The sequence below is a fragment of the Curtobacterium herbarum genome, from assembly GCF_016907335.1.
GTDB lineage: Bacteria > Actinomycetota > Actinomycetes > Actinomycetales > Microbacteriaceae > Curtobacterium > Curtobacterium herbarum.
Genome location: NZ_JAFBBT010000001.1, coordinates 125,604 through 152,592 on the forward strand (window position 1 = coordinate 125,604; position 26,989 = coordinate 152,592).

At 71.8% G+C, this 26,989-nt stretch carries 26 protein-coding genes; 19 read left to right on the forward strand and 7 right to left on the reverse strand.

Annotated elements, in window-relative coordinates:
- Positions 1–156 precede the first annotated feature (156 nt).
- Entirely contained in the window at positions 157–1,143 is a 987-nt protein-coding gene (locus JOD51_RS00685) for an aldo/keto reductase (protein WP_204606606.1), read from the forward strand.
- 87 nt (positions 1,144–1,230) lie between these two features.
- Here the strand turns inward: JOD51_RS00685 and JOD51_RS00690 are convergent, their stop codons facing one another.
- The 4 genes from JOD51_RS00690 to JOD51_RS00705 all read right to left on the reverse strand — a co-directional run bounded on the left by JOD51_RS00690 (position 1,231) and on the right by JOD51_RS00705 (position 4,836).
- Positions 1,231–1,710: an FBP domain-containing protein gene (locus JOD51_RS00690; RefSeq protein ID WP_204606607.1), complete on the reverse strand. Its 480-nt coding sequence runs from the start codon at positions 1,708–1,710 to the stop codon at positions 1,231–1,233.
- A 167-nt stretch (positions 1,711–1,877) separates the two neighbouring features.
- On the reverse strand, positions 1,878–2,606 hold the full coding sequence (locus tag JOD51_RS00695) for a class I SAM-dependent methyltransferase (RefSeq protein WP_204606608.1): 729 nt from the start codon (positions 2,604–2,606) through the stop codon (positions 1,878–1,880).
- 72 nt (positions 2,607–2,678) lie between these two features.
- The gene (locus tag JOD51_RS00700) at positions 2,679–3,587 is read right to left on the reverse strand and encodes a helix-turn-helix transcriptional regulator (protein ID WP_204606609.1); all 909 of its coding nucleotides are present in this window, start codon (positions 3,585–3,587) and stop codon (positions 2,679–2,681) included.
- Positions 3,588–3,792: 205 nt separating this feature from the next.
- Positions 3,793–4,836 (reverse strand): M23 family metallopeptidase, encoded by a 1,044-nt coding sequence (locus JOD51_RS00705; RefSeq protein ID WP_204606610.1) that lies wholly within the window; start codon positions 4,834–4,836, stop codon positions 3,793–3,795.
- Between the two features lie 147 nt (positions 4,837–4,983).
- On the opposite strand from JOD51_RS00705, the gene JOD51_RS00710 reads away from it, so the two are divergent.
- Together JOD51_RS00710 and JOD51_RS00715 are read left to right on the forward strand one after the other, a co-directional pair.
- Positions 4,984–5,472, forward strand: a complete 489-nt coding sequence (locus JOD51_RS00710) for a hypothetical protein (RefSeq protein WP_204606611.1) — start codon at positions 4,984–4,986, stop codon at positions 5,470–5,472.
- A 152-nt stretch (positions 5,473–5,624) separates the two neighbouring features.
- The gene (locus JOD51_RS00715) at positions 5,625–7,835 is read left to right on the forward strand and encodes an NADP-dependent isocitrate dehydrogenase (protein WP_204606612.1); all 2,211 of its coding nucleotides are present in this window, start codon (positions 5,625–5,627) and stop codon (positions 7,833–7,835) included.
- 98 nt (positions 7,836–7,933) lie between these two features.
- On the opposite strand, the gene JOD51_RS00720 is transcribed toward JOD51_RS00715, so the two are convergent.
- Positions 7,934–8,392, reverse strand: coding sequence for a DUF3817 domain-containing protein (locus tag JOD51_RS00720; RefSeq protein ID WP_204606613.1), 459 nt, complete (start codon positions 8,390–8,392; stop codon positions 7,934–7,936).
- 170 nt (positions 8,393–8,562) lie between these two features.
- Positions 8,563–10,002, reverse strand: coding sequence for a DUF4832 domain-containing protein (locus JOD51_RS00725; RefSeq protein ID WP_204606614.1), 1,440 nt, complete (start codon positions 10,000–10,002; stop codon positions 8,563–8,565).
- A 153-nt stretch (positions 10,003–10,155) separates the two neighbouring features.
- Here JOD51_RS00725 and JOD51_RS00730 point away from each other — a divergent pair, with 153 nt between their 5' ends.
- Genes JOD51_RS00730 through JOD51_RS00740 form a run of 3 tightly spaced genes read left to right on the forward strand, consistent with a single transcriptional unit; the run spans position 10,156 to position 13,180 of the window.
- Positions 10,156–11,274: a Gfo/Idh/MocA family protein gene (locus tag JOD51_RS00730; protein WP_204606615.1), complete on the forward strand. Its 1,119-nt coding sequence runs from the start codon at positions 10,156–10,158 to the stop codon at positions 11,272–11,274.
- On the forward strand, positions 11,271–12,023 hold the full coding sequence (locus tag JOD51_RS00735) for a ThuA domain-containing protein (protein WP_204606616.1): 753 nt from the start codon (positions 11,271–11,273) through the stop codon (positions 12,021–12,023). Before JOD51_RS00730 ends, JOD51_RS00735 begins: the two co-directional genes overlap by 4 nt.
- Positions 12,020–13,180, forward strand: coding sequence for a PP2C family protein-serine/threonine phosphatase (locus JOD51_RS00740; protein WP_204606617.1), 1,161 nt, complete (start codon positions 12,020–12,022; stop codon positions 13,178–13,180). Before JOD51_RS00735 ends, JOD51_RS00740 begins: the two co-directional genes overlap by 4 nt.
- A 36-nt stretch (positions 13,181–13,216) precedes the next feature.
- Here the strand turns inward: JOD51_RS00740 and JOD51_RS00745 are convergent, their stop codons facing one another.
- A complete protein-coding gene (locus JOD51_RS00745) occupies positions 13,217–13,648 on the reverse strand; it encodes a hypothetical protein (protein WP_204606618.1) in 432 nt (143 codons plus the stop codon).
- Positions 13,649–13,700: 52 nt separating this feature from the next.
- On the opposite strand from JOD51_RS00745, the gene JOD51_RS00750 reads away from it, so the two are divergent.
- From JOD51_RS00750 to JOD51_RS00810, 13 genes are all read left to right on the forward strand, one after another.
- Positions 13,701–14,606, forward strand: a complete 906-nt coding sequence (locus JOD51_RS00750; RefSeq protein WP_204606619.1) for an aminoglycoside phosphotransferase family protein — start codon at positions 13,701–13,703, stop codon at positions 14,604–14,606.
- 87 nt (positions 14,607–14,693) lie between these two features.
- Positions 14,694–15,026, forward strand: a complete 333-nt coding sequence (locus JOD51_RS00755) for a lactococcin 972 family bacteriocin (RefSeq protein WP_204606620.1) — start codon at positions 14,694–14,696, stop codon at positions 15,024–15,026.
- A 27-nt stretch (positions 15,027–15,053) separates the two neighbouring features.
- The gene (locus tag JOD51_RS00760; RefSeq protein WP_204606621.1) at positions 15,054–17,036 is read left to right on the forward strand and encodes a bacteriocin-associated integral membrane family protein; all 1,983 of its coding nucleotides are present in this window, start codon (positions 15,054–15,056) and stop codon (positions 17,034–17,036) included.
- On the forward strand, positions 17,026–17,709 hold the full coding sequence (locus tag JOD51_RS00765) for an ATP-binding cassette domain-containing protein (protein ID WP_204606622.1): 684 nt from the start codon (positions 17,026–17,028) through the stop codon (positions 17,707–17,709). The genes JOD51_RS00760 and JOD51_RS00765 overlap by 11 nt, the downstream gene beginning before the upstream one ends.
- 57 nt (positions 17,710–17,766) lie before the next feature.
- Positions 17,767–18,423, forward strand: a complete 657-nt coding sequence (locus tag JOD51_RS00770; protein ID WP_204606623.1) for a DUF6197 family protein — start codon at positions 17,767–17,769, stop codon at positions 18,421–18,423.
- 191 nt (positions 18,424–18,614) lie between these two features.
- On the forward strand, positions 18,615–19,262 hold the full coding sequence (locus tag JOD51_RS00775) for an ABC transporter permease (RefSeq protein ID WP_111074059.1): 648 nt from the start codon (positions 18,615–18,617) through the stop codon (positions 19,260–19,262).
- The gene (locus tag JOD51_RS00780; protein ID WP_259558146.1) at positions 19,249–20,508 is read left to right on the forward strand and encodes an ABC transporter ATP-binding protein; all 1,260 of its coding nucleotides are present in this window, start codon (positions 19,249–19,251) and stop codon (positions 20,506–20,508) included. Before JOD51_RS00775 ends, JOD51_RS00780 begins: the two co-directional genes overlap by 14 nt.
- Positions 20,505–21,269, forward strand: a complete 765-nt coding sequence (locus JOD51_RS00785; protein WP_204606624.1) for an ABC transporter permease — start codon at positions 20,505–20,507, stop codon at positions 21,267–21,269. Before JOD51_RS00780 ends, JOD51_RS00785 begins: the two co-directional genes overlap by 4 nt.
- Positions 21,266–22,288: a glycine betaine ABC transporter substrate-binding protein gene (locus tag JOD51_RS00790; protein ID WP_204606625.1), complete on the forward strand. Its 1,023-nt coding sequence runs from the start codon at positions 21,266–21,268 to the stop codon at positions 22,286–22,288. Before JOD51_RS00785 ends, JOD51_RS00790 begins: the two co-directional genes overlap by 4 nt.
- A 201-nt stretch (positions 22,289–22,489) precedes the next feature.
- On the forward strand, positions 22,490–23,590 hold the full coding sequence (locus tag JOD51_RS00795; RefSeq protein ID WP_259558145.1) for an ROK family transcriptional regulator: 1,101 nt from the start codon (positions 22,490–22,492) through the stop codon (positions 23,588–23,590).
- Between the two features lie 126 nt (positions 23,591–23,716).
- Positions 23,717–24,832, forward strand: coding sequence for a sugar ABC transporter substrate-binding protein (locus JOD51_RS00800; protein WP_204606627.1), 1,116 nt, complete (start codon positions 23,717–23,719; stop codon positions 24,830–24,832).
- 116 nt (positions 24,833–24,948) lie between these two features.
- Complete coding sequence (locus JOD51_RS00805; protein WP_204610649.1) at positions 24,949–25,713, forward strand: ATP-binding cassette domain-containing protein; 765 nt, start codon at positions 24,949–24,951, stop codon at positions 25,711–25,713.
- Positions 25,710–26,978, forward strand: coding sequence for a sugar ABC transporter permease (locus JOD51_RS00810; RefSeq protein ID WP_204606628.1), 1,269 nt, complete (start codon positions 25,710–25,712; stop codon positions 26,976–26,978). The genes JOD51_RS00805 and JOD51_RS00810 overlap by 4 nt, the downstream gene beginning before the upstream one ends.
- Positions 26,979–26,989: the final 11 nt, after the last annotated feature.

A 26,989-nucleotide genomic window follows, 5' to 3' on the forward strand; every position in this document is an offset into this window, starting at 1 on the left:
CCGGCACCGCGCACCCGCGCGGACCGGGTCCGTCGTCGTCCGTGGCGGCCTGCACCGGCGACGGTCTCCGGCATTCCCACCAGGCGGGCACGGTCAGTGCCTCCCTCTGACCGGGTCAAGGCGAGTACACCGGGACTGCAGACGAAAGGACCACGCATGCAGACACGCACGCTCGCTGACCTCCAGGTCGGCGCGATCGGCCTCGGCACCATGGGCATGAGCGCCTTCTACTCGGGTGCCGGCTCGGACGACGCCGAGTCCATCCGCACCATCCACCGCGCCATCGACCTCGGTGTCACGCTCTTCGACACCGCCGAGGCGTACGGCCCGTACACGAACGAGGAACTCCTCGCCGAAGCCCTGCAGGGCCGCCGCGACGAGGTCGTCATCGCCACGAAGTTCGGCCTGTACAAGCACGAGGCCGACGAGGAGACGCCGAGCCAGGAGCGCGGACTGACCTCGGCTCCGCACTCCGTGCGCACCGCACTCGAGGGGTCGCTCCGCCGTCTCGGCACCGACCACATCGACCTCTACTACCAGCACCGCGTCGACCCGGCGGTACCGATCGAGGACGTCATCGGGCAGCTCGCCGGCTTCGTGCAGGAGGGCAAGATCCGCCACATCGGTCTGTCCGAGGCGAGTGCCGCGACGATCCGCAAGGCCCACGCCGTGCACCCGATCACCGCGCTGCAGAGCGAGTACTCGCTGTGGACGCGCGACCCCGAGGGCGACGTCCTGGACACCGTGCGTGAGCTCGGGATCGGCCTCGTGCCGTACTCGCCGCTCGGCCGCGGGTTCCTCACCGGCGCCATCACGAAGCCGTCCGACCTGGACGCCGACGACTTCCGCTCCGCGAACCCCCGCTTCCAGGAGGAGGCGTTCGCGGCGAACATGGAGATCGTCCACGCCGTCAAGGGCATCGCGGACGAGGTCGGCGGTACCCCCGCCCAGGTCGCGCTCGCGTGGCTCCTCGCCCAGGGCGACGACATCGTCCCGATCCCGGGCACGAAGCGCGTCTCGCGACTCGAGGAGAACATCGGCGCTGCCGACCTGACCCTCACGCCCGAGCAGGTCGAGCGTCTGTCGGCGCTGCCGCTGCCGACCGGGGACCGCTACCCCGACATGTCGAGCATCGGTCGCTGACCCTCTCGCGGAACGCAAGGTGGGCGGTACCACGCAACGCGATCGCGTTGCGTGGTGCCGCCCACCTTGCGTTCAGCGGGGCTTCGCTCAAACCTCGGTGGCGAACGCCGCGACCCGCAGCTGCAGGTCCTCCATCCGCTGGAGGCGCGCCGCCTCGACGTCGTAGCCCTCGTACGCCGGGGGCGGGGTCTTCCGGACGTTCCGCGAGCACTGGAAGTCCTGGCAGACGAGCGTGCCGACGGTGTCCCCCTTCCGACCGGCCGGGCCGGAGCGCTTGGCTGAGTAGAAGACGACGTCGTTCGGCAGCTTGACGTCCTGGCACCACGAGCACTGGGCACGGGAGCGTGGTGACGCCTCGGCCTGCCGGAACACGATGCCGACCAGGTCGCCGTCCAGGGTCGGGACGACCGCGTACGCACGGCGCGGGGTCTTCGGGTCGCGCCACCCCAGGAAGGTGAGGTCGTCCCAGCGGACGGCGTCGAGGTCGGGGACGGTCATCTCGGTGACCTCACGGCGTGAGGCGTTGACGAAGGAGGCGCGGAGGGCCTCGACGGTGATCGGGAGCATGGTTGGGCCTGTCGTCCTGGCACCGGCGCAGCAGTGTGCGTCACGGGTGCGGTTCGTTCGGAGGGGTCGACGATGCCGTCGTGTCGGACGACACGGCGGGGGCGTCAGGCCCTGATGCCGGCGCAGGCGCCGACGACCTCCTCGGAACGGTTGCTCACACCAGCACCCTACGGCTGACCGACGACGAGCACCAGCGAGCCCTCGTACGACGGCTGCACACGGAGTCGGCCGTACCGGGCGTCCCACGTGCCGTCCTCGAGCGCGGTGCGGAGGGCGGCGACCGACCGGGCTGCGGTCATCTCGTCGACGGCCGCCCAGGCAGGGTCTGCCCGGCGGGCGCCGGCGTCGAGCAGCCGTTCCGGTCGTGCGTAGTACGCCTCGGAGAACCCGTCGACGCACGTGAAGGGGATCGGCACGCGGGTCGTCGTCACCTGGCCGCCCAGGGCATCGGCGACCCGGTCGAGCGCCGGCCAGCGCCGGGCTTCGCGCGCCAGGACCTCGGGGGCGTAGTCGGCGAGCCAGTGGTCCGGGATGCGGGCCGGGTCGCGGGTGAGCAGGGCGACGGGGCCGCGGGTGACCCGTCGCACCTCGGCGAGCCCCCGTTCGAGGTCGGGCCACGCCGGCAGCGAGAAAGCCGACGCGGCGGCGTCGAAGGACCCGTCCGCGAACAGTAGTGTCTCGGCCGGAGGCTCGACGGTCGTGACGTCCCGGTCCCGCGGCTCGTACGAGACGGCTCCGGCGCCGACGTAGAGGACCGTGTCGGCCTGGCCGAGTGCCACCCGGATCGCCCGCTCGAAGACCGGCTCCGGTCGACGGTGCCGGGACGAGCCGTCGGCCGCACCGTCGGCCCTGCCGCGCTCGGCGTCGCCTGCTGGTCCGTCCGCAGTCCTCGTCACGCCGTCAGCCTACGGCGGGCAGGTCGGCGGCAACCGGTCGGTTGCGGGCGGCTTCGGTCGGTCCTGCCGGTCTCAGTCGACCTGGTCGACCGACTCCGGCGACCGCACGGCGGCCCGTTGTTCGGCCAGCTCGGTGGCGGCCCACGTACCGAGGAGCGACAGGGACCGCTCGGACTCCGACCCGGCGTCGGCGCCGTAGGTGAACACCGTCAGCCCGGGGTCGGCGACCAGGTCGAGCGCCTCGAACGTCAGCTCGAGCTCCCCGACGATCGGGTGGTGCAGGTGCTTGCGGCCCGAACGGTGCACGTGCACGTCGTGCTCGGCCCACCAGGTGCGGAACTCCTCGCTCTTCGCCGAGAGCTCGCTCACCAGGGTCATCAGGCCGGGCTCGCACGGGTTCGAGGCCGCCGTGGTGCGGAGGACGGCCACGGCGTCGCGGGCGGTCTGCTCCCAGCGGGGGAAGAAGTCGCGGGCGGCGGGGTCGAGGAACGCGAACCGTGCCGTGTTCACCGGGCGTCCGGCACCGGCGAACACCGGGGCGTAGAGCGCGTGGCCGAGGGTGTTCGCGGCGACGATGTCGAGCCGTTCGTTGCGCACCCACGCCGGGGCGCCGGTGATCGCGTCGAGCAGGCGCTGTACCGCGGGCCGCACCGACGTCGGCACCGGACGGTGGGTGGTCTTCACCCCTGCGTTCGCCAGGTGTGCGAGGTCCGCCAGGTGCGCGCGCTCCGCCTCGTCCAGCTGCAGGGCGTTGGCCAGGCCGTCGAGGACGCCCTCCGAGACGCCCTTGAGGGTGCCGCGTTCGAGTCGCGTGTAGTAGTCGACGCTGACGCCGGCGAGCATCGCGACCTCGTGCCGACGGAGTCCGGGGACGCGCCGGGTACCGCCGCCGAACGACGGCATGCCGGCCTGCTCCGGGGTGAGCCGGGCTCGGCGGCTGGACAGGAAGTCGCGGATCTCGTTGCGGACGTCGATACCCATGCCACCAGGCTACGTGCCCGGCGATGTGCCCGGTGGTGCGCCGAGTGGTGTGCCCGGCTGCGGACCGTCGGACGGGAGGCCCGGCACCGGTCCGGTGGCGCGCCTCCCGTCCGACGTGTGGTCGCGCCGGCACGGCGCTGCTGGACGCGCGCCGACGCGGCCCCGCCGGATGCGCGCCGGCACGGCGCTCGCGGATGCGCTGCGGCTAGAGCGCGCGGCCGGTGTGCGCGGCGAGCCAGGCGGCCGGGTCGATCGGCAGGGTGCCGTCCATGAGGACCTCGAGATGCAGGTGCGCCCCAGTCGAGACCCCGGAGGACCCGACGCTGCCGATGAACTGACCGGGCTCGACGCGGTCGCCGACCTTGAGCGGCGACGACCCGGGGATCATGTGGCCGTACAGGGTCGAGACCTTCCGGCCGTCCACCTGGTGGTCGATGATCACGGTCTCGCCGTACGAGAAGTACGTGCCCGCGACCCGGACGGTGCCCGCGGCGACCGCGCCGATCGGAGCGCCCATGCCCGGGTTGAAGTCGAGCCCCTGGTGCAGGGACGAGCACGCACCGCACGGCGCGGTGCGGTACCCGAAGCCGGAGCTCATCCGGACCGGGCCCGGGAAGGGTGAGCGGACGTCGCCGCCGTAGGTCACGGTCTCGCCGGCGGAGACGGCACCGGTGCCGGTCGACGCGACACCGCCGCCGACCGTGAAGCCGTCGCGCGAGGTGCTCGGCAGTGCCACCTGGGTGACGGCGAAGTCCTGGGTGCTCACGGCGGGCGCCAGGGTCGCGACCGCCGCGGAGGCGCCGGTGCTGGCGTGCGCGGGCATCGCGGCGGCGCCGAACATCGCGAGTGCGGCGGCGGCGCTCGTCAGGGTGAGGCGGCTGGCCCGGGCTCCGCGGACGCGGCGGCGCGCGGCGGGGGTCGCGGTGCCGCCGGTCGTCGTGCCGCCGGTCGTCGTGCCGCCGGTCGTCGTGCTGGCGATCGCGACCGCGCGGCGCGGGACCCGGCGGATGCGGGTGTCGGGGTGGGCGACGGCCGGTGCTGCGACGACTGGTGCTGCGACCGCCCGTGCGACTGTCGCCGGCGGTGCGCCGGCCTCGGCCGTGACGATCGGGGCGGGTGCCGGTCGCGGCGCCCGTGCACGTCGCTTCGTCGCGGCGGCCTGCTCGGCCCGCTCCGCCGCCAGGGCAGCGCGACGCGTCAGGTGCACGACGGGCGTGCTGCTGGGGAGGTCTGCATCTGGGGGAGTCATGGCCGGAGCCCATTCTGCACGAACCTGTCCGGTTGTACAGCCCCGGGTTCCGCGACCACCCGCGGTCGAGGGTGCGCAGATCGACGGGATCCGGGCCTCCCGGCTGGGGATCAGTAGTGTCGAGGCAAGCGACGGAGAGGACCCCTCATGGCCCGATCGCCGCGGGAGCGGCACGAACCCATCGACCTGCGGTCGGCGGAGGTCGTGCTGGCCGGTACCCAGGACCTGCTCCCGATCCTGCGGGCGGCCGCCGTCCGTGCCGGTGTGGACGCGACGCGCATGCGTGTGGTCGGTGTCGACGACGCGCCGGAGCTGCACGAGGCCGCGGACGCCGAGCTCGCCGTCATCGCGATCCGCCGTCCGGGCGAGGACCCCGCGTTCCACCGGGCGCAGGAGGCGGCGGAACTCATCGAACCCCTGCTCCGACCGGGTGCCGTGCGGATCGTCATCACGGTCTCGCGGGCCACACGGCTCGCCCCGAAGCTCGAACGCGCCCTGACCGCCGAGGTCCTGCACCAGCTCGGTGCGGCGACGGCCTGGTCGGGGTTCCGGCGGCCCTTCCGGAACCTCCGCACACGACTCGGGACGGCGGGCCTGCGGGCTGCCGGGCTCCGGGTGTTCCGCCTGGCGGTCTGAGCCCGGCACCGTCGGCGCGGCTGGGCCGTTCCTGCACAGGTCCGGTCGGCACTGGTGCTCGTCCACAGGACCGGTATCTTGATGTCGAGACATCTCACGCCGCGAGTAGCGTGGGGGGCACGGACCGCGCGAACAAGGGAGTACCCGCCAGCATGGCCAAGATCATCTACACGCTCACCGACGAGGCCCCGTTCCTCGCCACCCACTCCTTCCTGCCCGTCATCGCGTCCTTCGCGAAGACCGCGGGGGTCGACGTCGAGACCCGCGACATCTCGCTCTCGGGCCGGATCATCGCCCTGTTCCCGGAGCGGCTCAGTGCTGAGCAGCGCCTGGACGACGCGCTGGCCGAACTCGGCGACCTCGCCGGGACGCCCGAGGCGAACATCATCAAGCTGCCGAACATCTCGGCCTCGATCCCGCAGCTCAAGGTCGCCATCGCCGAGCTGCAGTCGCAGGGCTACGACCTGCCGGACTACCCCGACGAGCCGACGACCGACGACGAGCGCGACGCTCGAGCCCGCTACGACAAGGTCAAGGGCAGCGCCGTCAACCCGGTCCTGCGCGAGGGTAACTCGGACCGTCGCGCACCGCTGTCGGTGAAGAACTACGCCCGTAAGCACCCGCACCGCATGGGCAAGTGGAGCAGCGACTCGAAGACGAACGTCGTCACCATGGGCGTCGACGACTTCCGCTCCAACGAGAAGACCTGGGTCGCACCCGCCGACGACACCCTGACGATCACCTTCGTCGGGCAGGACGGCAGCGAGCAGGTGCTCAAGCAGTCGATCCCCGTCGTCGCCGGCGAGGTCGTGGACGGCACCGTGCTGCACGTCGCCGCGCTCGAGCAGTTCCTCCGTGCGCAGATCCAGCGTGCGGCCGACGAGGACCTGCTGTTCTCGGTCCACCTCAAGGCCACGATGATGAAGGTCTCCGACCCGATCATCTTCGGGCACGTCATCCGAGCGTTCTTCCCCGACGTGTTCGCGCGCTACGGAGCCGACCTCGCCGCCGCCGGGCTCACTCCGAACGACGGCCTCGGCTCGATCTACGCCGGCCTCGACGCGCTGCCGAACGGTGCCGAGATCAAGCAGGCGTTCCAGGACGGCATCGACGCCGGCCCGGACCTCGCCATGGTCGACTCCGACAAGGGCATCACGAACCTGCACGTCCCGAGCGACGTCATCGTCGACGCGTCGATGCCCGCGATGATCCGCACCTCCGGCCACATGTGGGGCCCGGACGGCGACGAGCACGACACCGTCGCGGTCATCCCGGACTCCAGCTACGCCGGCATCTACCAGGCCGTCATCGAGGACTGCCGTGCCCACGGCGCCTTCGACCCGGCGACCATGGGCTCGGTGCCGAACGTCGGACTCATGGCGCTCAAGGCCGAGGAGTACGGCTCGCACGACAAGACCTTCGAGCTGCCGGGCGACGGCGTCGTCCGTGTCACGAACGCCGCCGGCGAGACCGTCCTGCAGCACGACGTCGAGCAGGGTGACATCTGGCGCGCCTGCCAGACGAAGGACATCGCGATCCGCGACTGGGTGAAGCTCGCCGTCACCCGCGCCCGCAACTCCGGCACCCCGGCCGTCTTCTGGCTCGACGAGACCCGTGCCCACGACGCCGTCCTGATCGGCCTGGTCCGCACCTACCTGCAGGAGCACGACACCGACGGGCTGCACATCGAGATCCTGTCGCCGGAAGACGCCATGCGCTTCTCGCTCGACCGCATCCGCCGTGGCGAGGACACCATCTCCGTCACCGGCAACGTCCTCCGCGACTACCTGACCGACCTGTTCCCGATCATGGAGCTCGGCACCTCGGCGAAGATGCTCTCCGTCGTCCCGCTCCTCGGCGGCGGCGGCCTGTTCGAGACCGGTGCCGGCGGCTCCGCGCCGAAGCACGTGCAGCAGCTCGTGCAGCAGAACTACCTGCGCTGGGACAGCCTGGGCGAGTTCCTGGCGCTCGCGGTCAGCCTCGAGCACCTGGCCGGCGTCACCGGCAACACCCGCGCGAAGGTGCTGGCGGACACGCTCGACCGGGCCACCGGGACGTTCCTCGACGAGGACAAGTCCCCGGGCCGCAAGCTCGGCTCGATCGACAACCGTGGCAGCCACTTCTACCTGGCGAAGTACTGGGCCGAAGAACTCGCCGCGCAGACCGAGGACACCGAGCTCGCCGCGGCGTTCCAGGGCCTCGCGACGATCCTCGCCGAGCAGGAGGGCACGATCGTCGACGAACTCGTCGCGGTGCAGGGCCACCCGGCGGACATCGGCGGCTACTACCGGCCCGACGACGCCAAGACCAGTGCGGTCATGCGTCCGTCGGCGACGCTGAACGCGGCGCTCGCGACGCTGTAGGCGCGACCCCACGTCGGACGGGAGGCCCGGTGCCAGCTGGTGCCGGGCCTCCCGTCCGTCTGTGGTGCTGTCTGCGCGACCAGACCGGTCGCGACCCGTCAGCGTGACGGGACCGGCGGGCCGATCGTCAGCAGCACCACGAAGACGAGCGCCACCAGGACCACCCCGACCGCCGCGGCCAGGAACGGGTGCGCCACCACGACGAAGAGCAGCCGGTCGAGCGGACCCGGGCGCTCCCCGGCCTCGGGGCCGCGCCGCCACCCACCGTCGAGCATGCCGCGGCGGGCGACGCCGACCTCGAACGGCAGTGTCGTGTACGGCACGATCGCACTCACCCAGCCGAGCACCGTCGCGCCGAACGACCACCGCTGGTTCACCGCGACGACCGTCGTGACGACGAGGTACGCCAGGAACACGAAGCCGTGCACGCCACCGCCGACCCGGACGGGCCAGTCACCGGCACCGAGGCCGTACTTCAGCAGCATGCCGACAAGCAGCAGGGTCCAGGTCACGAGTTCGGCGATCGCCAGGCCGCGGAACAGGGATCGAGGGGTCATGGCCTCCATCGTGGCGGACGCCCGGTGGAAGACCCCCGAAGACCCCCGAAGCCGCCGACGAACCGGTGACGACCGCTGACGCCCCGTGGGAGCACCCGGACAGCACGACGCTCCGGACCACCGGCCCGGGGCGCCCTGCCGTCAGCGACGGCCGACGACGGTCACGACGCTCAGCGCCGGACGGTCACCACCTGTCCGAGCTCGTTGACCCCGGCCGCGGCGTCCCAGGTGCCGACGTTCGCGGTCTGGATCGCGAAGGCCGGGTCACGGGAGACCGACCGCTCGGCGGCGGGCATCGCGAGGGCGACCTCCCACTTGCCGGCCGGCACCTTCCGGAGTGACGCGGTGAGCGTCGCCGTCGTGCCGGGCTGCCACGAGGACGCGTCGGCACGGACGGGCACCGTCACGTGCCGGTGACCGTTCGTCAGCACGAGCTGGACGGGACGGCGGTTGTACGGCGCCGCCCAGCCGTCGTTCCGCACGGACACCGAGACCGCGGGGTGCTTGCCGGAGGTCACGGTGCTCGAGGTCATCGTGAACCGGTAGCCGAGCTTCTTCGCCGCGTCGGTCATGCCGTCCTGCCCCCAGGTCGACAGGACGTCCTTGTTGTAGTCGAGGTTCAGGTAGCTGTAGTGGTACTTCGCCATCTCGGCCGCGGCGGACGGGTACTCGGACCGCGGCGCGTTCACGGCGCAGGTCTCACCGCCGACCAGGACGTACCGCGAGTCGGCGGCCAGGTAGTCCTGGTCGAGCGACAGCGGGTCGCTCAGGAAGGTGCCGAAGTCGTCGGGCGAGGCGAGGAAGCAGTCGTTGTGGTGGCCGATGCGGGACGCCGCCGACCCGTCGTGCGCCTGCTGCGGCGTGAGCGCCCCGGCGGTGCCCGAGGTGGTGCGGAGGGCGTCCTGCTTCATCTGCATGGTGCGGACCTGGATCGAGCGGCTGGACGGCAGGGCTGCCAGCTCGGCTGCGATCACCTGGCGTCGGGCGTCCTTGTCGGCCTCGGTCAGCACGCCCGGGTTGGCCGGGTCGCTGGCGAAGTGGTCGGTGTAGTACCCCTCGCCCCACAGGCCGATGAAGCCCTCCTGCAGGGTCGGGATCACGTCGGCGTTCCGGCGGAGGACCGGTGTGAGCTGCTTGATGTGCGCGAGCACGGTCGGCAGGTCGGCGTCACCGTACGGAGCCGAGTACGGGTAGCTGCCGCCCTGGACGTAGGCGAAGCGGGTGATCACGCTGACGCCGGCGGCCCGGGCGGTGTCGTAGTCGTGCTGCACCAGCGCGAGCCAGGCCGGGCTGAGGCGCCGCTGGTCGACGAACGCCTCCATGTAGAACACCCGGACGATCTGGGTGACGCCGTCGGCGCGGTAGCCCTCGAGCGTGGCGGCGTCGAGCGGGGTGTACCCGCTGCCGTCGGCACGGTAGTGCGTCTCGGTGGTGTGGTCGAACCCGCGCTGGGGGTTCGGGATGACGGCGTCGCTCGCCGTGTAGGTCACGGTGGAGCTGGTCGGCGCCGGGTGGTGGCCGCTGTGTGACGACGACGCCCAGGCGTTGGTCGGCACGGCGAGTGCGATCACGGCCGCGAGCGCGGCGGTGGTGATGGTGCGGTGCTGCATCGGACGAGCCCCTGTCCTCGGCGCAGGTGTGGATTGACACTCCCTGGTGTCGGAACCTGCGCGAATGTGATCTGAATGTAGGTCAAACGATCAGAAAACACCACCCCTGGTTCCTCGTATCGATTCGACCCGTTTCTCGGTAGCGTGGTCGACATGTCGCAGACGACGGATGCATCGAAGACGCTGCGCGTGGGGGTGGTCGGGCTCGGGTACGCCGGCACGACGCACCTCGACGCCTACACCGCACTCCCCGGCACCGAGGTGGTGGCACTCGCCGGCAAGGAGACCGAACGGCTCCACGAGCTCGCGGACACCCGCCACGTGCCGCACACGTTCCCGGACTGGCAGGACCTGGTTGCCCGGGACGACCTGGACATCGTGTCGATCGGCGTGCCGAACTCCCTGCACGCCCCGATCGCCATCGCCGCACTCGAGAGCGGCAAGCACGTCTTCTGCGAGAAGCCCCTCGCCACCACGGGCGCCGAGGCCCAGGCCATGGTCGACGCCGCCGTCGCGAACGACCGCGTGCTCGAGGTCGCCTACAACCACCGCCGCCGGGCCGACGTGCAGTTCCTGGCCGACCACGTCCGCCCCGTCGACGGGCAGGACGGTCCCCTCGGGCGCGTCTACCACGCCCGTGCGAGCTGGCGTCGACGCGCCGGCATCCCCGGCATCACGTCGTGGTTCACGAACAAGGACGCCGCCGGTGGTGGTCCGCTCATCGACCTCGGCTCGCACGTGCTCGACATCGCGATGTACCTGATGGGCGAGCCCCGGGTCGTGGCCGTCAGCGCGGTCGCGTACAACGAGCTCGGTACCGCCGGACGCGGTGGCAGCGTCGGCGGCGGCCCCGTCTCCGACGCGACCGGCCGCCCCTTCGACGTCGAGGACTTCGCGAACGCCCTGCTCCGCTTCGAGGACGGCTCGAGCCTGCAGCTGCAGGCCTCGTGGGCGTCCTACTCCAAGGACGACGAGGACATCGAGGTCGAGCTCCTCGGCTCGACCGGTGGCGCCCGGCTGTTCGTCCGGAACTACGCCACCGAGGGCACCGTCGAGCTGTACTCCGACATCGACGGCGTGCCCGCGGTCACCCGCCCCGCCGTGCACGTCCCGGCCGGCCACCACCAGCGCGTGATCGAGGAGTTCCTCGCCACCATCCGCTCCGGCTCCCACGACGGCCACCACGGCGAGTTCGCGCTGCACCGCACCCGGGTCGTCGACGCCGTCTACGCCTCCGCGCAGGCCGGTCACGAAGTGCAGGTCGTCCGGTGAACATCGTCGTCTGGAACGAGAACGTCCACGAGACCCGCGGCGACGAGACGGTCCGCGAGCACTACCCCGACGGCATCCACACCGTGGTCGCCGCCGGCCTGGAGGCACGACTCGCCTCCGCCCACACCGTCACGACCGCCACGCTGCAGGAACCGGACCACGGCCTGACCGAGGAGCGCCTGGCCGCGACCGACGTCCTGTTCTGGTGGGGCCACATCGCCCACGACGAGGTCGCCGACGAGGTCGTGGACCGCGTCGTCCGCCACGTGCACGCCGGCATGGGCCTGGTCGTGCTGCACTCCGGGCACTACTCGAAGCCGTTCACGCGGCTGATGGGCACGACCTGCTCGCTGAAGTGGCGCAACGACGGGGAGCGCGAGCTCGTCTGGACGATCGCGCCCGAGCACCCGATCGCGGCCGGGGTCCCGCACCCGATCGTCATCGACCGCCAGGAGATGTACGGCGAGTACTTCGACATCCCCCGCCCCGACGAAGAGGTCTTCCTGTCCACGTTCGCCGGCGGCGAGGTGTTCCGCTCCGGTGTCGCCTACCGCCGTGGGCTCGGCAGGGTGTTCTACTTCTCGCCCGGCGACCAGGAGTACCCCGTCTACCACCACCCCGACATCCAGCGGGTCCTGGCGAACGCCGCCGAGTGGGCCGCACCGACCGGTCCGCGCCGCCAGCTGACCGCCGACCCCCACCCGAGGGACTGGTTCCTGGACGACGCTTCGCGTAGACAGGGGGGATGACCGCACCGCAGGACGCCGACCACCGCACGGCCCTGGTCGAGGCGCTCGACGTCCTCGGTGCCGGCCCCGAGGAGCGCTTCGACCGGATCACCCGGATGACCCACGACGCGTTCGGGGTGCCGCTCACCTTCCTCAACCTCGTGCACCACGACCTCGTCACCACGCAGTCGACGTACGGGTGGAACCAGGGGACGAGCGTGCCGGCGAGCGAGGAGTTCTGCGCCACGACCGTGCTCACCCCGGAGCCGATGGTGATCCCCGACACCACCCTCGATCCCCGCTTCGCGCACACCCCGGCGGTCACCGAGCACGGCATCCGCTTCTACGCCGGGGCACCGCTGTCGATGCTCGACGGCACCCGTGTCGGCACGCTCTGCATCATGGACGCGCAGCCGCGGGCGTTCTCGGCGTCGGACCTGGCGCTGCTGCGCGACCTGGCGCGGTGGGCCGAACGCGAGCTCGGCTACGCGATCGAACGCGACCGGCTCGCCAAGGTACGGGAGGCACTGGTGCCGGATCCCCTCGCCGTCCCCGGACACGACGTCGCGACGCTCACCGTGCAGCGTCCGGACGGCGGTGGCGGGCTCACCGACTGGCGGGTCGCCCCCGACGGCGCCCTGCACGTGACGGTCGGCGCGGTCGTCGCCGGACGTGTGTCGGCCCTCCTGGCCGCCGACGTCCGCGGTGCCCTCGCCGCGCGGACGCGCCTGCCGATCACCGAGGCGATCGCCGGACTGGAGGCCCAGGTCGCCCCCGACCTGCGGGTCGCCGACGCGGTGGCCGAGCTGGTGCACGCGCGCCTCGACCCGACCACGGGTCACGTCGACCTGGTCGACGCCGGGCTCGGCACCGCGGTCGTCGTCGCCGCTGACGGCACCGTGCGTCCGGTGCAGTCCACCGAGCTGCCCGTCGGGCTCGGCACCGCGTCGACGCCCAACGCCCGGTCGACACTGTCGGTGGACCTGGCCGCCGGGGACCGGCTCGTCCTGGCCTCCGACGCGTGGGCGACCGTGCCCGGGGTCGAGGGTCCCGAGGCGATCGCGGCACTCGTCGCCGCGCAGCCGGACGGCGCGGCGGCCGTCGAGCACGTCCGCGCGCTGCTGCCCGAGGGCGACCCGACGACGGACCTGACCCTCGTCGTCGTCACGCGGCGCTGAGGGCTCGAGGTCCCGGAGACCCGGGGGTCCGGAGTCTCAGCGCGTCTGCGTGCCGGGCTTGCCGGCGAACGCCGCGACGAGCAGCGTCGCGAGCATCCCGAAGCCGGCCAGCACGACACCGAGCGCCGCGAGCTGCCAGTACGCGCTGGCGACGTGCTGCGGCTGCGTGACGACGGACGGCCACCACGGGTCGAGGAACGGCACCGAACCCGGGAACGGGTCGAGCCCGAACATCGCCAACCCGCCGAGCAGCAGCACGACCCCGAGGGCCGCCATCGCACCCCGACGTCCACCGAGCATCCGGACCACGAGCGCCGCCCCCATGCCGGCCAGCCCGACGACCGCCAGCGCGAAGGCCGCCACGAACACCGGCTGCGGCACGAGCGAGAACCAGTCGAGCACGGCGATCGGCACGAGCAGCCACCGGCCGGTCCGGGCCCATCGCGCGGGCGTGCGCCATCCATGCATGCCGGGAACGGTACGACACGAACCCGGACGACTGCCCGGCTAGCATCGCCAGGTGCCCACACCCCGAGCGGAGGTCGACGTCGACGTGCCCCTGGTCCGGGCACTGCTCACCGACCAGCACCCGGACCTCGCCGATCGGCCGCTCGCCGTCGTCGCGAACGGCTGGGACAACGTCGTCGTCCGCGTCGGGACCGACCTGGCCGCTCGACTCCCTCGGCGTGCGGCGGCCGCGACGCTCATCGAGCACGAACAGCGCTGGCTGCCGGAACTGGCGGCCCTGGTCGGCGACGTGGTCCCACTGCCGGTCCCGCTCCACACCGGCCGACCGGCGCTCGGCTACCCGTGGTCCTGGAGCGTCGTCCCCTGGTTCCCGGGCGTCCCCGCCGGGTCCCGCGACGACGGCCAGCGCGCCGCCGGCCTGCCGGTCGCCCGGTCGCTCGCCGCGTTCGTCGCCGCCCTGCACGTCCCGGCGCCGGCCGACGCCCCGGTGAACCCGGTCCGCGCCGTCCCGCTGCACACCCGGAGCCAGGCGGTGCTCGAACGGCTCGCCTCCGGGCCGGTCCCGCGTGCGGCGGAGCTGGCGACCGTCTGGCGGACGGCGGCGGACCTGCCGACCGCGGCCGGGCCTCCCGTCTGGGTGCACGGCGACCTGCACCCCTTCAATCTGCTCGTGGACACCGGCCCGCAGGGCGACCACCTGTCGGCGGTCGTCGACTTCGGCGACGTGACGGCGGGGGACTCCGCCGTCGACCTGGCGACCGCCTGGCTGACGCTCGACCAGGAGGCCCGGGCCGACTTCCGCCGTCGGGTCACCGCCGCGGACGCGAGCCTCGACGAGCACTCGTGGGGGCGGGCCCGCGGCTGGGCGGTGTCGATCGCGTCGGCGCTCGCGGTCAGCGACGAGCCGTCCTTCCGTGCGGTCGCGCGGCGGGCGATCGACGCGGTGCTCGACGGCTGAGCGGGCATCCGCGTCCCCGAGATCGGGGCTGGAATCCGGAACTGCAGTACTGGTATGTTCGCTGGATCTGCTCTCGAAGGGATCACCATGAACAAGCGCCTCACCGTCGTCGGCCTGTCACTGGTCGCCGCTCTCTGCCTGCCGGCTCCGGCCCTCGCCGCAGAGGGCGGGTCCGCGGACGCCGACGCGCCTGCCTCCACCCGCACCATCGTCCGCGTCGGCGGCGGCTACTGGGAGTACGGCATCTCGAACGGCTTCGTCCAGTCCTTCTACAGCCACGCCGGCAAGACCCACAAGGCGACCGCCTGTGACGGCAAGAACCGCTGTGCGTACAGCGGATGGAAGCCGAAGGGCGCGTACGCCAGCGCCATCCGGGACAAGACCGCGAGCGGCAACACCGCCTACTGGGGCGTGCAGTAGACCGGCGCCGCACCGCTCCTCGGCACCATGCGTCCTGATCGCTCCTCCCGGTTCGTCCTCGTGGCGATGGTCTTCTCCGCTGCCGTCGCCATCGCGTTCGCCCTGCTGGCGACGCTCGACCGGTCGGAGCAGACCTTCCCCACCGCGCACACGGCGCTCGTCGTCCTCGACGTCCCGGCGGACGTGGACCTCCCGCGGTTGCTCCGGGAACGGGCCGAGCAGGACCGCATCGACTTCTACCGGGTCCAGTCCGACCCCGACCAGGCCGGCCGCCGGATCGTCCACGCGGTCGTCGGGAACCCGGCCGCGTTCGCCCGGGTCTTCCACGACGGCATGTACCGCGGTGGTGTGGCCGAGCAGCCGGTGGCCCTCGGCCAGGGCAACACCTCGACGCGTGGTGTGTACTTCTCGACCGCTTCGTCAGCGCAGGCTTCGGCGTTCGTCTCCGAGCTCCGCAGCGTGGGCGTCGATGCCCGCGTCGAACCGGCCGGCTGGTGGACAGCGGTCGTGTTCACGATCGGCCGACCGGGGATCGGACTCGCCCTCGGCGCCTCGATCGTCGCGGCGGTGATGCTGGGGCGGCTGTGCGGGAGATCGGCAGCCCGTCGCCTCGGCGTCGCCGAAGTCCTCGGCGTGCGCCGGGTGCGATCATCAGAGGCGGCCCGAACACTGCGGTGCCAGATCGTCGTCGCGTCCACGGCGACCGCTGCCGGGTCAGCCGTCGCGCTCGCCCTGGTCGGCTCGCAACTGCCGGCCGTCCTCGCGATCGCTGCGTGCGTCTACTGGGCGCACGCCGTCCTGTTCCTCGGCGCGATGGCAACGGGGTGGCCACGCACCGCGGCAGCGCGGATGCGGGCTGGTCGGAGCGCCTGGCGCCCTCGAGGTCGGACAGCGCTCGCCACGTCGGTCCTCCGGGTCGCGGCGGTCACGAGCGTCGCGCTCGCGGCCGGTCCGCTGGTGGACCGTGTTGCCCTGCTCGACCAGTACCGTCTGGCGGGGGAGACCCGCATCGGCTGTTCGCACTGCACGCAACCGCTCTTGTCGGGGACGCTGCACCCCGACGAGATCGAAGCCGCAGCGCCGGCGTTCGCCCGGCTCTTCCGCGCGGTCGACGACGGCCGGTCGGTCCTCGCGAGTCATCCCGTCGCGCCGGTCGCACACAGCGTCGTGCCGGACGTGGGCAACACCCTCGTCGTCAACCGGGAGTACCTGGACCGCGTGCAGCCCGCACTCCCCGACCCGTGGCCGAGCCGGACCTCGGTGGGGCCGGGGGAGTGGGCCCTCGTCGTGCCGGAGGACGGCCCACCGAGGGCGACGGTCATCGCACAGTGGCGCGAGTGGTTCGCCTTCCAGCGCGAGATCGACCCGACGATCGTCGAACCCCGTGCTCCGGTGGTCGTCGAGTACGCCCCGCGCTCGGTCTTCACCTTCGGCGCGGCGACGGACGAAGCGCCCCTGTTCGCGGACGCACCCGTCATCGCCGTCGTCCCCGCGGCCTCCGAGCTGCTGAGTGGCGACTTCCTGACGGCTGCCGCGTCGAACGGACAGCTGCTCCTCGACGTCGACGATCCGGAGCAGGTCGTGCGATCGGCGGGTCTGACCGACGTCGTCGGATCGATGCATCGCTGGCCGGCCGTGTCGGCTGCCCATCGGAGTGCCCTCGTCCGGACGGCCCTGGCGGAAGCGATCGCTGCGGCCCTCGTGCTGGCGGTGATCGTCATGGCCGCGTCGATCCGAGCGAGCGCACTCCGCTGGACGGACCGGACCAGGGTGCGCGAAGCGACCGGTCTGGGCATCGGGCTGCTCCGGACGCACGCGCGGACCCTCGTCGCCGAAGGGGGCGTCCTCGTCGCCTCCGTCGCTGTCGCAGTGGGAGCCGCCCTGGCACTCGGAGCCCCGTGGGTTCCTGCTCTCGTGGCGGCGTCGGTCATCGCGTGGGCGACGTCGATCGCCGTCGTCCGGTCGGTGACCCGGAGCGCCGGACACGAAGGGGACCCGGATGCGATCTGACCCGACGGTGGAGGTCCGTGCGCATCGTCACGCCCGGAACGGGCGTGTGCTGGTCGACGTCCCCGCGGCGGTGTTCCAGCCGTTCACCCTGACGGTGGTCACCGGCGGGAGCGGTGTCGGCAAGTCGACGTTCCTGCGTCTCGTCGGCGGCGTCGAGCGTCCGGAGCCCCGCGTGGTCCTGGCCGACGGGGTCGACCTCGGCACGCTCTCCGACCGACGGCTGCGGCGGTTCCGGCGGGACCGGGTCGGTTTCGTGTCGCAGGATGCGGGGCTCGTCCCGTCGTGGTCGGTGCGCGAGAACCTGGCGCTCGCCGAGCGGGCGATGCCGAACCGCCCGATCGGCCGTCCCTGTTCGCCACCGGAGGCATGCGCGTCGCTCGGTGTCGACGGCCTCGCGGAGACCCCGGTGCATGCCCTGAGCGGAGGCGAACGACAGCGGGTCGCGCTCGCCCGGGTGCTCGTCCGTCGTCCGGAGCTCGTCCTGCTCGACGAGCCGACCGCTGCGCTCGACGCGGTCACCACGGCGGCCGTCATCGAGACGATCCGTGTCCTGCGGAGCGAGGGCGCCACCGTCATCGTCGCGACACACGACGGCGACGTCGTCCGAGCAGCGGATCGGACGCTGTCGCTCGACGGGCCCGCACGGGGCCTCCACTTCCCGCAGGAGCGGTGACGGGGGCTACCGCGCGCGGGAACGCGGGGTTACCGTCTCCCCACACCATCCGTGCACGTGAAGATCGGGAGGGGCCTCATGACCCTCGAGTTCCGCGTCCAGCACGACGTCGCCACCGACGCCACCCCCGCCCCCCGGACCGCACCGCGCGGCCGGGTGCGCCGGGTCCTCGACCACCTCGCCGCCCGCCGCACCGCCGCGCAGCTCCGCCGGCTCGACACGGACCGCGCCGAACTCGCCGACCTGCAGCGCGTGCTGTCCGAGGCCCGGGCGGTCGTCGACCGCGGGTGGATCCAGCACGCCTGGTTCGCCTACCTGGACGACCGGGGACGCACCCGGACCGCGTCGAGTGCCGCCGCGATCGAGGTGGCCGGCCGACCCCTCGTCGGCGCGTGCCTGGTCGGGGCCGTGGTCGACGCCGCGGGTGGGCCGCACGCGGTGCACTCGCAGCCGGTGCAGCGCTCCCTGGACCTCGTCTGGCACGCCCTCGCGTCGGCCGAGGGATCGCCCGTCACGTGGTGCCCGGCGCCGGACATCCGGATGGGGCGGGTGCGTGACCTGACCCGCTGGAACGACAGCGCCGGACGGACCGCAGAGCAGGTGTCCGGACTGCTGCTGACGGCGGAACGGGTGGCGTTGCACGAGTCCGAACGGGTCTCGGACCGGGCCGCCGCACTGCGATCCCGTAGCGCAGGAGTTCCCGTCCTCGGCTGAGATCGTTACAGACCTCCCAGGGTCAGCGCGGTGATGTCGCGCTGACCTGGGGTTCTCTTCACACAGGAACGGGCGTGGAGCCGCCGTTCTCCCGGCTGGGATTCGGCTCGGGCTGAGGATCTGCGTAGCTTGGGGGCCGTTCGTGCCCCGATCCGTGGGTCGAACTGCCGACCTGAGGGAGTGCAGAACCGGTGTTCCAGTACATCGCCGAGCGATGGGACCAGATCTGGTTCTCGTCCTGGCAGCACTTCTCGCTGGTGGTCCAGTGCGTCGTGCTCGCGACCGTCATCGCCGTGGTCCTCGCGGCGCTCGTCTACCGGGTGCCCGGGCTGCGCTCCGCGGCGAACGAGATCTCCACGATCGGCCTGACGCTGCCGTCGTTCGCGGTCATCGGTCTGCTGCTCGTGCCGCTCGGCTTCGGCGTCGTGCCGTCCGTCGTCACGGTCACGTTCTTCGCCGCGCTGCCGATCCTCCGCAACGCGGTCGTCGGGCTCAACGAGATCCCGCCCGCGGTCGTCGAGTCGGCGCGGGGCATCGGCATGAGCCGCTTCCGCACCCTCGTGCAGGTCGAACTGCCGATGGCGTGGCCGATCATCCTCACCGGTGTGCGGGTCTCCGCCCAGATGGTGATGGGTGTCGCCGCGGTCGCCGCGTACGCGCTCGGCCCGGGACTCGGCAGCTTCATCTTCTCCGGACTGTCCCGCCTCGGTGGCGCGAACTCCCTCAACTCCGTCGTCGTCGGCACGGTGGGCGTCGTCCTGCTCGCCCTGGTGCTCGACCTCCTGCTCCTCGGCCTCGGCCGCCTGACCACCTCGAGAGGTATCCGTGTCCAGCACTGACTCCCCGACCACCGCGCCCGACTCCGACGTCACCGGCCGGAGCATCCTGCTCGACCAGGTCACCAAGCGGTACCCCGGTCAGACGAAGCCCGCGGTCGACGGCATCACGCTCGAGATCCCGGCCGGCAAGATCGTCATGCTCGTCGGCCCGTCCGGCTGCGGCAAGACCACCACGCTGAAGATGATCAACCGACTGATCGAGCCCACCGAGGGCCGCATCGTGGTCGGCGACGACGACGTGACCAAGATCGACGGCGACGAACTCCGCCGTCGGATGGGCTACGTCATCCAGGCCGGCGGGCTCTTCCCGCACATGACCGTCGCGGCGAACATCGCGGTCGTGCCGAAGATGCTCGGCTGGTCGAAGGACAAGATTGCCGCCCGTGTCGACGAGCTCCTGGACCTGGTCTCGCTCGACCCGGAGACCTACCGCGACCGCTACCCCCGCGAGCTCTCCGGCGGACAGCAGCAGCGTGTCGGCGTCGCCCGTGCCCTGGCCGCAGACCCGCCCGTCCTGCTCATGGACGAGCCGTTCGGCGCGGTCGACCCGATCACCCGCCAGCGCCTGCAGGACGAGCTCATCCGCATCCAGGCGGAGCTGCACAAGACGATCGTCATCGTCACCCACGACTTCGACGAGGCCGTGAAGCTCGGCGACTGGATCGTGGTGTTCTCCGAGGGCGCGCACATCGTGCAGTACGACTCCCCGGAGCGGATCCTCGCCGAACCCGCGAACGAGTTCGTCGAGAACTTCATCGGCTCGGGTGCCGGGCTCAAGCAGCTGACCCTGACCCGCGTGCGGGAGGTCGGGCTCGCCGACGCCGTCACCTGTTCCCCCGGCGAGCAGGCCCAGGCCGTGCTGCAGCGGATGCGCGAGGCCGGCGGCCACGGGCACGCCGTCGTCGTCGACCAGCGCCAGCGTCCGATCGGGTGGCCCTCGCGCCGCCAGCTCGAGCGGCTCGACCGGATCCCGGACGGCACCGAGGCCGGCCTGCCGGTCGTCTCCGAGGCATCGACCCTCAACGACGCGCTCGACACCATGCTCGTCTCGAGCGCCGGCGCCGCCCTGGTGACCGGCCGACGGGACGCGTTCCAGGGTGTCATCACGGTCGAGACGGTGATGGACGCGATCACCCGCACCCGTGCCGCCGCGGCCGAGGAGCAGGCCTACACGCCCGTCGGCACGAACACGAACCCGCTCGAGACGCTGCCGAGCTCGCCCGTCGCCGCCCGGGACGACCAGTGAGCGACGTCGTCACCGCGTCCCCGGCGACCGGCACGCGCACCAGCTGGCGCGGACTGGTCATCCAGCCCGTCGCGATCCTCGTCGTCTTCGGCGCGTTCGCCCTCTGGCTGGCGAACGCCGACCTGAGCGACTCGGAGCGCTCGACGCTCAACCCGTCGGGGCTCCTCGACCTGGCGTGGCAGCACATCCTGCTCACGGTGGTGTCGACGGCCATCGTGCTCGTGATCGCCATCCCGCTCGGCATCGCCCTCACCCGCGGTCCGCTGCGGAAGGCGAGCGGGGCGATCCTGGCCGTCGCGAACTTCGGCCAGGCCGCACCCGCCGTCGGGCTCATCGTGCTGCTGGCGTTCTGGCTCGGCTTCACGTTCTGGGCCGCCGTCGTCGCACTGGTGCTCTACGCGATCCTGCCGGTGCTCCGGAACACGATCATCGGCATCGAGAGCGTCGACGCCCGACTGGTCGAGGCCGGTCGCGGCATGGGCATGAGCGCGGCCGCCGTCCTGCTCAAGGTCGAACTGCCGCTCGCCGTCCCGGTCATGCTCGCCGGCATCCGCACCGCGCTCGTGCTGCTGGTCGGGTCCGCCGCCCTCGCGACGTTCATCGGCGCCGGCGGCCTCGGGCTCCTGATCACCACCGGCGTGAACCTGTTCCTGCCGAAGGTGCTCGTCTCCGGGGCGCTCCTGATCGCCCTCCTCGCCCTCTCCATCGACTGGCTCGGCCGCATCGTCGAGACGTTCGCCCGACCGAAGGGACTCCGATGACCCGCACGCGCACTCCGGGCCGCCGCGCCCGCCGTCTGCTCGCCGCCGTCGTCCTGGCGGGCGCGACCACGAGCCTCCTGGCCGGCTGCGGTCTGCAGCCCGCTGCCGCGTTCGTGCCCGCCGCGGCACCCGGCACGATCAAGCACATCGACGGCCTGCCGAAGGACGCGAAGCTCACGGTCACGTCGAAGAACTTCACCGAGCAGCTGGTCCTCGGCAAGATCTCGGTGCTGGCTGCCTCGGCCGCGGGCTTCGACGTCACCGACGAGACGAACGTCCCGGGCTCGGTGGCCGTCCGCCAGCTGATGACGTCGCACGACGCCGACATGACGTACGAGTACACCGGTACCGCCTGGCTGACCTTCATGGGGCACAAGCAGGGGATCCCGGACAAGACGAAGCAGTGGCAGGCCGTCAAGGACGAGGACGCCGGCAACGGCCTCACCTGGCTGCAGCCCGCACCGATGAACAACACGTACGCGTTCGCGGTGCGGAAGGAAGCCGTCAAGGACCTCGACGGCATCACGAAGCTGTCGCAGATCGCCGACCTGCCCGCCGACCAGCGCACGTTTTGCGTGGAGTCCGAGTTCAACTCGCGTCCCGACGGCTTCAAGCCGATGCTCGCGAAGTACGGGCTGACGCTCGGCGGCTCCGGTGACGGTGCGATCCCGAAGAGCAACGTCGACATCCTCGACACCGGCACCGTGTACACGGCGACCGACCGCGGCACGTGCAACTTCGGTGAGGTGTTCACCACCGACGGCCGCATCAAGTCGCTCGGGCTGCAGGTGCTCGAGGACGACCGCGGGTTCTTCCCGGCGTACAACGTCGCCCCGGTGCTCTCGAGCGCGACCTTGAAGAAGTACCCGCAGCTGCAGGACGTGTACGACCAGATCTCGCCGAAGCTGACCGACGCGGTGCTGCAGGAGCTCAACCGGCAGGTGGACGTCGAGGGCCGCGAGCCGGCGGACGTCGCCTTCGACTGGATGGTGAAGGAGGGCTTCATCACGAAGCCCTAGTCGCGACGCGACCCGATCACGGACGGGAGGCACGGTGCCAGCTGGCACCGTGCCTCCCGTCCGTCTGTCCGTCGTCTCCTCCGTCCGTCCGGGGGACGCGGTCGACGCGCGGATCGTGCCCGTTACGCTGTCCCCGTGTCAGAGCCACGACGGAGTCCGGGCAGCCAAGCTTCACTGCGTGAAGCCAACCGGGGTCGTGTCGTGGCGGCGGTCAAGCGACACGGTGGTCTGACGCAGGTCGAGCTGGCCGGTGCGACCGGCCTGAGCCCCGCGACCGTGTCGAACATCGTCAAGGAGCTCGTCGCCACCGGCGCCCTGCACGCGACCCCGAGCACCTCGAGCGGACGCCGGGCCCTGCGGGTGACGCTGCCGCACGGTCTCGGCCTGGTCGCCGGCGTGCACGTCTCGCCCCGGCACCTGCGGCTGGCCCTGTCCGACCTCAACGGGACCGTCCTGGCGGAGCGGCACATGCCCCTGGCCCGCGACCACCGGGCGGACGCCGAGCTGGACAAGACCGCGCTGCTCGTGATGGACATGGCGGAGTCGGTGGAGTCCTCGATGGACGAGGTGCTGGCCGTCGGGCTGGCGGTCGCCGCGCCGATCGACCGGCGGACGGGCATGACCGCCCGCGGTGGGATCTTCCGCGGCTGGGACGGCCTGCCGATCGGAGAGTCGCTCGAGCGCCGGGTCGGCAAGCCCGTGCAGGTGGACAACTCGGCGAACCTGTCCGCGTTGGCCGAGCACCGGAGCGGGGCGGCGCGCGGGCGCGACTCCGTGATCACCCTCGACGTCGGCAACGGCATCGGCGCGGGCCTGATCCTGGACGGCCGGTTGTTCCGCGGGCACCACGGTGTCGCCGGCGAGTTCGGGCACACCCCCGTCGTCCCGCACGGCCCGATCTGCCGCTGCGGCAACCGGGGTTGCCTGGAGGCCGTCGCCGGCGCGCCCGCCGTGCTCGAGAGCGTCCGCGACGAGGTCGGCACCCTGAAGACGGCGGACCTCATCCTCCGGGCGATGTCCGGCGACCCGGTGTGCATCCGGGCCATCGCCGACGCGGGTCGGGCGATCGGCACCGCGGCGGTGGGGCTCTGCAACGTGCTCGACCCGGAGCGGCTCGTCGTGACGGGGGAGTTCGCGCGCGCCGGGGAACTGCTCCTCGGCCCGATGCGGCACGCGCTCGAGTCGATGCTCATCGTCGACGCCGACGGCACCCCGGACGTGGTGCAGGGGCAGCTCGGCGAGAAGGCCGCGGTGACCGGTGCGCTGGCCGTGGCGATCGAAGCGGTGGACGTCCGCCACTGACGATCGCTCGATAACGATTCCGTCACGGCACCGCACCCTTGCGTTCAACTCTTGCAGCCAAGAACCGCCACTGGCACACTCAGGTCACCGCCAACGTGGGCGGTCCACCTGTTGGAGGACATTTCGATGAAGAAAGCCACCACACGAGCCATGCTGGGCGTCGGCGCCCTGCTGCTCGCGATCACCACCCTGGCGGGCTGTTCGAACGGAGCCGGCGCAGGAACGGGCTCCGGCGGCGGCGGGGGCGACGCCTCCAAGGCCAAGATCGGGCTGCTCCTGCCCGACTCCGTCACCGCCCGCTACGCCAGCGCCGACCGCCCGCTCTTCACCGCCGAGGTCAAGAAGCAGTGCAGCGGCTGTTCCGTCGTCTACGCGAACGCCGACGGCGACGCGTCCAAGCAGCTGCAGCAGGCACAGTCCATGCTCACCCAGGGCGTCAAGGTCCTGGTCCTCGACCCGTTCGACGGTGAGGCAGCGGCCTCGATCGTGCAGCAGGCCAAGGCCAAGAAGGTGCCGGTCATCTCCTACGACCGACTCATCGACAGCCCGGACCTCAGCTACTACATCTCGTTCGACAACGAGAAGGTCGGCGAGCTGCAGGGCGAGGCGCTCGTCAAGGCCCTCAAGGCGAAGAACGTCCCCTCGGGCTCCGGCATCATCATGGTGAACGGCTCCCCGACCGACAACAACGCCACCCAGTTCAAGGCCGGCGCCCACAAGGCGATCGACGACAGCGGCTACAAGGTGCTCGCCGAGTACGACACCCCCGGATGGGACCCCGCCAAGGCACAGGACTGGGCAGCCGGACAGATCAGCAAGCTCGGCGCGGACAAGATCACCGGTGTCTACGCGGCCAACGACGACACCGGCGGCGGCGTCATCGCGGCCCTGAAGTCGGCCGGCGTCTCCGAGCTCCCGCCCGTCACCGGCCAGGACGCGTCCCTCGCCGGCATCCAGCGCATCCTGTCGGGCGAGCAGTACATGACCGTCTACAAGGCGTTCAAGCCCGAGGCGTCCCAGGCGGCCGACCTGGCGATCCAGTTCGCCCAGGGCAAGTCCCCGAAGGGCGACACCACGGCGAAGACCGCGGGCGGCGCGACCGTCCAGGCCACGCTGCTCGACCCGGTCGCCGTGACGACCGACAACGTGCAGGACACCGTCATCAAGGACGGCCTGTACACGGTCAAGCAGGTCTGCACCTCGCAGTACGCCAGCGCCTGCTCGAAGAACGGCATCGAGTAAGGAACACCCCCGGCCGCCCGGTCCGATCCGGACCGGGCGGCCCGCACGCACTTCCGATCGAGGACGACACCGTGAGCATCGAGCCCCCAGCAGCACCCACCACCACCGAACCCGTGATGTCCCTCCGTGGCATCGACAAGCGGTTCGGTGCCGTCCAGGCCCTCAGTGACATCGACTTCGACGTCTACCCGGGTGAAGTCGTCGCCATCGTCGGCGACAACGGCGCCGGCAAGTCGACGTTCGTGAAGATCCTCGCCGGCGTCTACACGCCGGACGGCGGCACGATCACCTTCAACGGCGACGAGGTCACCGTCCCGAACCCGGCAGCGGCCCAGTCGCTCGGCATCGCCACGGTCTTCCAGGACCTCGCCCTCGCCGACAACCTCGACGTCGTGTCGAACCTGTACCTCGGTCGCGAGATCGCCACGCCCTTCCTCGACGAGGAGGAGATGGAACGCCGATCGTGGGAACTCCTGCAGCAGCTCGCCGCGCGGATCCCCTCGGTGCGCATCCCGATCGCGTCGCTGTCCGGTGGGCAGCGGCAGACGGTCGCGATCGCCCGGTCCCTGATCGGCGACCCGCAGGTCGTCATCCTCGACGAACCGACCGCAGCACTCGGCGTCGCGCAGACCGCCGAGGTGCTCAACCTCGTCGAACGCCTCCGTGAGCGCGGCCTCGGCGTCGTCCTCATCAGCCACAACCTCGCCGACGTGCAGGCCGTCGCCGACCGGGTCGCGGTGCTGCGACTCGGTCGGAACAACGGCACCTTCCGCATCGACGACGTCTCCTACGAGGAGATCATCGCGGCCATCACCGGCGCGACCGACAACGCCGTCACCCGTCGTGCCGCGTCCCGGACCGAGCAGGAGACCACCGCATGAGCAAGACCGACGAGACGCTCACCGCGTCGAACCCCACCCCGTCGGCCGCCGACCTGCAGGACGAGCGGCTCCTCCGCGACCAGGGGATCGGCGGCGCCGCGAAGGCCTTCGTCCGCCGGGTCCGTGGCGGCGACATCGGCTCGCTGCCGGTGGTCGTCGGCCTCGTCGTCATCTGGGCGGTGTTCCAGGCCCTCTCGCCCGACTTCCTCTCGCCGGGCAACCTCGTCAACCTCGCCCTGCAGTGCGCGGCGGTCGGCACCATCGCGATCGGCATCGTCCTGGTGCTGCTCCTCGGTGAGATCGACCTGTCCGTCGGCAGCGTCAGCGGTCTGGCGGCCGCGATCCTCGGCCAGGGGCTGACGACGCTCGGTTGGCCGCTCTGGCTCGTCATCGTCGTGGCGCTGGCGGTCGGTGCCGCGGCCGGCCTGCTCTACGGCCTGCTCTTCACCCGCTTCGGCGTCCCGAGCTTCGTCATCACCCTCGCCGGTCTGCTCGGGTTCCTCGGCCTGCAGCTGCTCATCCTCGGCCCGAACGGCTCGATCAACCTGCCGTACTCGTCGCCCGTCGTGCAGTTCGCCTCGGCGTCGTACCTGCCGCCGTGGTTGGCCTACGTGCTCGCCGCGGTCGCCGCCGGCGGGCTGTTCATCACCGAGGTCCGACGTGCCGGCCGTCGCCGCCGTGCCGGGCTGTCCACCGGCGCGATGTCCCTGACGATCGCGAAGTCCGCCGCCCTGTTCATCGGCCTCGCCGTGATGGTCTGGTACCTGTCGCGGGACTTCGGCACGGGCACCTCGTTCGTGTTCTTCATCGTGCTCGTCGTCCTCATGAACTTCCTGCTGAAGCGCACCCGCTGGGGCCGCTCGGTCTTCGCGGTCGGCGGCAACGTCGAGGCCGCACGACGCTCCGGCATCCGGGTGAACCGCATCTACATCTCGGTGTTCGTGCTCACCTCGCTGTTCGCCACGATCGGCGGCATCCTGGCGGCGGCCCGCCTCAACTCGGCCAGCCTGTCCTCGGGCGCCGGCGACACGAACCTCAACGCGATCGCCGCGGCGGTCATCGGCGGGACGAGCCTCTTCGGTGGACGCGGCAGCGCGTGGTCGGCGCTGCTCGGCATCATCGTGATCCAGTCGATCTCGAACGGGCTCACCCTGCTCAGCCTCGACTCCTCGATCCGGTACATGATCACCGGCGCGGTCCTGCTGCTCGCGGTCATCATCGACTCGCTGTCGCGTCGCAGCCGCGCCAGCCACGGGGCGGCCTGAGCCGACGGCCT